Origin of the sequence: Pseudovibrio sp. W74, assembly GCF_001623085.1 — a bacterium.
Classification (GTDB): Bacteria; Pseudomonadota; Alphaproteobacteria; order Rhizobiales; family Stappiaceae; genus Pseudovibrio.
Genome location: NZ_LMCJ01000037.1, coordinates 1,349 through 4,984, shown reverse-complemented (window position 1 = coordinate 4,984; position 3,636 = coordinate 1,349). Strand labels below are relative to the sequence as shown.

The following is a 3,636-nucleotide window of genomic DNA, read 5'->3' as shown; positions in this document are numbered from 1 at the left end:
TCCTTTGCAAAAGAGCTGGGCTTTGAAGAGCACGAGCGCATCATCGCGACCCACACAAACACCGACAACTTTCACATGCACGTGGCGGTCAACCGAGTGCACCCCAAAACGTATAAGGTCTGTACGCCGTACAGAGACTTTGAGACGCTTGAGCGCGTTCGTCTGGAGATGGAGAAAAAGCACGACCTGACCCGCACCAATGCCAAAGGTGAGGCGCTTGATAAGAAGAATCCAAAGGCACGGGACTACGAGGCAAACACCTTTGAAGTCTCATTCTCTACTTATGTGAAGGATTACCAGAGCGAGCTTTTGAAGATCCGCGAGAATGCAAAATCATGGGCCGAGCTTCATGAGGGCATTGCGGCTTACTCGGTTGAGTTGAAAAAGCGCGGCAACGGTCTGGTGTTCAAGGAAATGGAAGGGCACCGCACTGAGAAGGCGAGCAATGTCCATCGCGACTTTTCCAAGAAGGCTTTGGAAGACAAGTTCGGACCCTATCAGGCACCGGAGAAAGATCTCAGCCAGGAACAGCGCAAAGATCGCTACGAGCGCAAGCCGCTTTACGACCGGCATCGCCAATCAGATCTTTGGGAGAAGTTTACCGATCAACTGAACAAACCAAAGCCCAAACACAGTTGGCGAGCGTTCTTGAGGGGTCAATCACAGCTCAATCGTGCAGCTGTTGAAATGATGAAAGGCGAAGAAGCCATGCTGTCCTTGATGGGACTTGGCTCAAGACGACAACCAGGACTGCTGGAACAGCATCTGGGTATCAAGCTGAAGCAGAACAAACCGCAAAAGAAAGCGGAGCTAGAGCGCTGATGCAATGTAGCCACCCTGCCCTCAAGCTGTTTGGTGCTAACGGCTTAAAAAGCAGGCAGAGGCTTATTGCTTACAGAAACGCTCGATAAGATCTGATGTTGGAGGAATGTTGAATTGAGGACGATAGTCAGGCCGTTTGCGCAGGTTTTCGCGGCGCAGCTCTGTTGGAGGATGCGAGTTGAGGTAGTGCGCCAGAATGTTGGTGCCTTCGCGCTTGTCACCAAGGCCAGCGAACACCTGCAACATGCGGTCCTTACCGAGCAGTTTTTGAGAGAACTCATCTGCTCGGTACTCTCCCATGCGAGAGGTCAGGCCGGTGAGCCGAGCAGCAATAGTGATGATAAAATTGCAAGGAATAATGACGAAGTTGAAGAACAGTCCCACAAATGGAATTTTGTAAACCTGATTATTGAGCTTCAAGGCGAACAGGAAAGGCCAGACAAGTGCGGTCCGAATAGCAATGTGTACTGTATCCCAATGGCGCAGATGACCAATCTCATGGGCAATGAGAGCAGCAAGTTCTTCCAATCCTTTGTCTCTAAACTTGGTGTCGTAAAGAGCGCCCTGATTGAGCGCAACTCTGTTACGGCCAAAGGCACAGGCATTGTAGTTGGGCTTGTCAATCACACGCCAGACGATACGTGGCAGCTTGATACCTTTGGCATCAGCAACGTCCTGCAGGTACGCAAATGCTGCTTCGATCTGATGCAGTTCGTACTCGGAAGGACGACGAGCACCAAGCTCAATGTCATAGAAGAACTCGACCAGGCCAGGCACGCGCAAGATCAACCAGAACAAGAACACCTGAATTCCTACAATCAGAAGGGTAGATTCTTCGGGGATCTGAAACGGCAGATCAGCAAACGTGTTGATGGACCAAGTAATTGGCATAGCAACCCAGAACAGTGCTACGTGCGCTGCAGTTGCGATAATGCTCCACGAAATAAACCAGTTCAAATCGATAGCTATATGTCTGAAAAGATTGCGCATTTGATTAGTTCTCTACTGGACTTATTTTATAATAACCCAAGGTTGCGCTCAATGAAACTTATGCAAGTTCTGTGTTTGTTCACAAGTAGTTTTAGTGTGGTTAATAGTATACCTGAATGATTGATTATCAATAATCTTGAATGATTTGATTGGAGATCACATAGAGTAGAAAAAGTGATCCATTTACTTACCTAACATGTGCGTAACATGTGATTTAGTTAAAGTTTTACTTTTTGAGGGAGTGGGCGTTTGTAACAATTCTATGAAAATTTGATAAAAGTGCATCTTGGATATCGAACCAGAGTTCAAGTTGCGGAAAACAAATAGAAAGGCAAATTGAAGCCTTAAAAAAGTAAACCCTGGAAGCCAGGAGCAACCAGGGAGAACAATATAAAAAAACAGTTAGCACCTAATTTTTTATGTTGTCCTCCCAGAAATTGCAAGAGTGCAGAACGCAATTTTTTTGCGAACGGGATTTTGCACTCTCAATTTGGTTCCTGAGCATCCTTTTGATGCGGAATTTTGGAATGTTTATTGATGCCTTTATGCTCGATGAGCCCACGGCAGAGTTTGGAGTTGGCAACACATCACGCCAACAGAATGAAAATGCAGAAGTTGCGGCCAGAAGCTTTGCTGGATTGCCGGTCGGAGTGAGCCGATGGGATGTGCTGACGCTGGTAAAGAAGCTGCAGCGTGAGCTTGGCTTGACCGCAACACAAGTGGCGCACTTGGAGTTCCTGGTGGGGTATACCCGTGATCAGGATTGGGAGAGCGGCAGTAATCCGATTGTGTATTTGACTGTGAGCGCGACCGCTAACAAGCGTGCGATCTGCGAGCGCCAGGTCCTTAACATCGAGCGAGCTTTGAATCGCGCTGGTTTGGTGTGCTGGCATGATAGTGGCAACCTGCGCCGGTTCGGCCATCGCTCAGCAACTGGCGAGCTCATACAAGCTTTTGGGGTCAACCTTGCCCCTTTAGCCGCCAGCTACGAGCGACTGTTCTGTATGGCGCAAGAACTTGAACAACGCGCACGCATCTGGAAGCAGCAAAAGACAACACTTCTGCTTCACAAACGGGTCTTGAGAGAGCAACTGACATTGCATGTAGACCATCCAGCTGCAGGCAAAGCGCAAGAGCTGCTGTTATCAATGCCGCGCCGAATTGAAGCGCGGATGACCATTACCCAGCTGTTGAAATGGAGCAAGCTGCTGCTGCAGATGATTGCTGTGTTTCATGAGGAGCGAGAACGCTCTTCTGCAGAACAGATCATGGATGATCCAGCACCGGATTCCGCTCTTCAAGATAGCATTGGTCGGAAGAAAACTTCCGACAGGTCGGAACTGGAGTTCCGACACATAAATACAAACAATACAAAACAAACACTTTCTAACGAAAGAAGTAGTGAGCGGACATTGCCTGCCGGCAATGACTTTAAGATTGCTTTGACCGCTGGCGCGGAGAGGGCTCTTGAAAAGATCAAGTGTGGGAGCGAGGCCAGAGCCAGTCAACTGAAACCTGAGATTGTCGAGATCCAGCAAAGCCCCCTGCCCTCACCTCCTGCAGGTAAAGCAAACACGCAGAACGTTGCTTCTGGCATCGAGCACATCACCCTCAAGCAAGTTCTCGCCTGTGCCAGTCCAATCTTGCAAGAGATGATCAGGAACGCGCAGCGTACGAATGAGGCTGACTGGTCAGCAATTGTTACTGCCGCCGAGCAAGCGGCAACCTATCTCGGGATCTCGCAGTCAGCCTGGAAGCAGGCTTGTTCTGTAGTTGGAGTTACTGCTGCTGCAACGATAATCATCGTGGCAGAGCGCAAAGGGG

3 protein-coding genes are annotated in these 3,636 nt (G+C 49.1%); 2 read left to right on the top strand and 1 reads right to left on the bottom strand.

Annotation, left to right across the window (positions count from 1 at the left end):
* Positions 1 to 822: relaxase/mobilization nuclease domain-containing protein (locus tag PsW74_RS18970; RefSeq protein ID WP_193777970.1), on the top strand; the 822-nt coding region annotated here is incomplete at its 5' end.
* A gap of 63 nt (positions 823 to 885) precedes the next feature.
* Here PsW74_RS18970 and PsW74_RS18965 read toward each other — a convergent pair.
* Positions 886 to 1,812, bottom strand: coding sequence for a M48 family metalloprotease (locus PsW74_RS18965; RefSeq protein ID WP_063305855.1), 927 nt, complete (start codon positions 1,810 to 1,812; stop codon positions 886 to 888).
* Between the two features lie 527 nt (positions 1,813 to 2,339).
* Here PsW74_RS18965 and repC point away from each other — a divergent pair.
* Positions 2,340 to 3,636 (top strand): replication initiation protein RepC (gene repC, locus PsW74_RS18960; protein ID WP_193777969.1); only part of this gene is annotated, 1,297 nt, incomplete at its 3' end.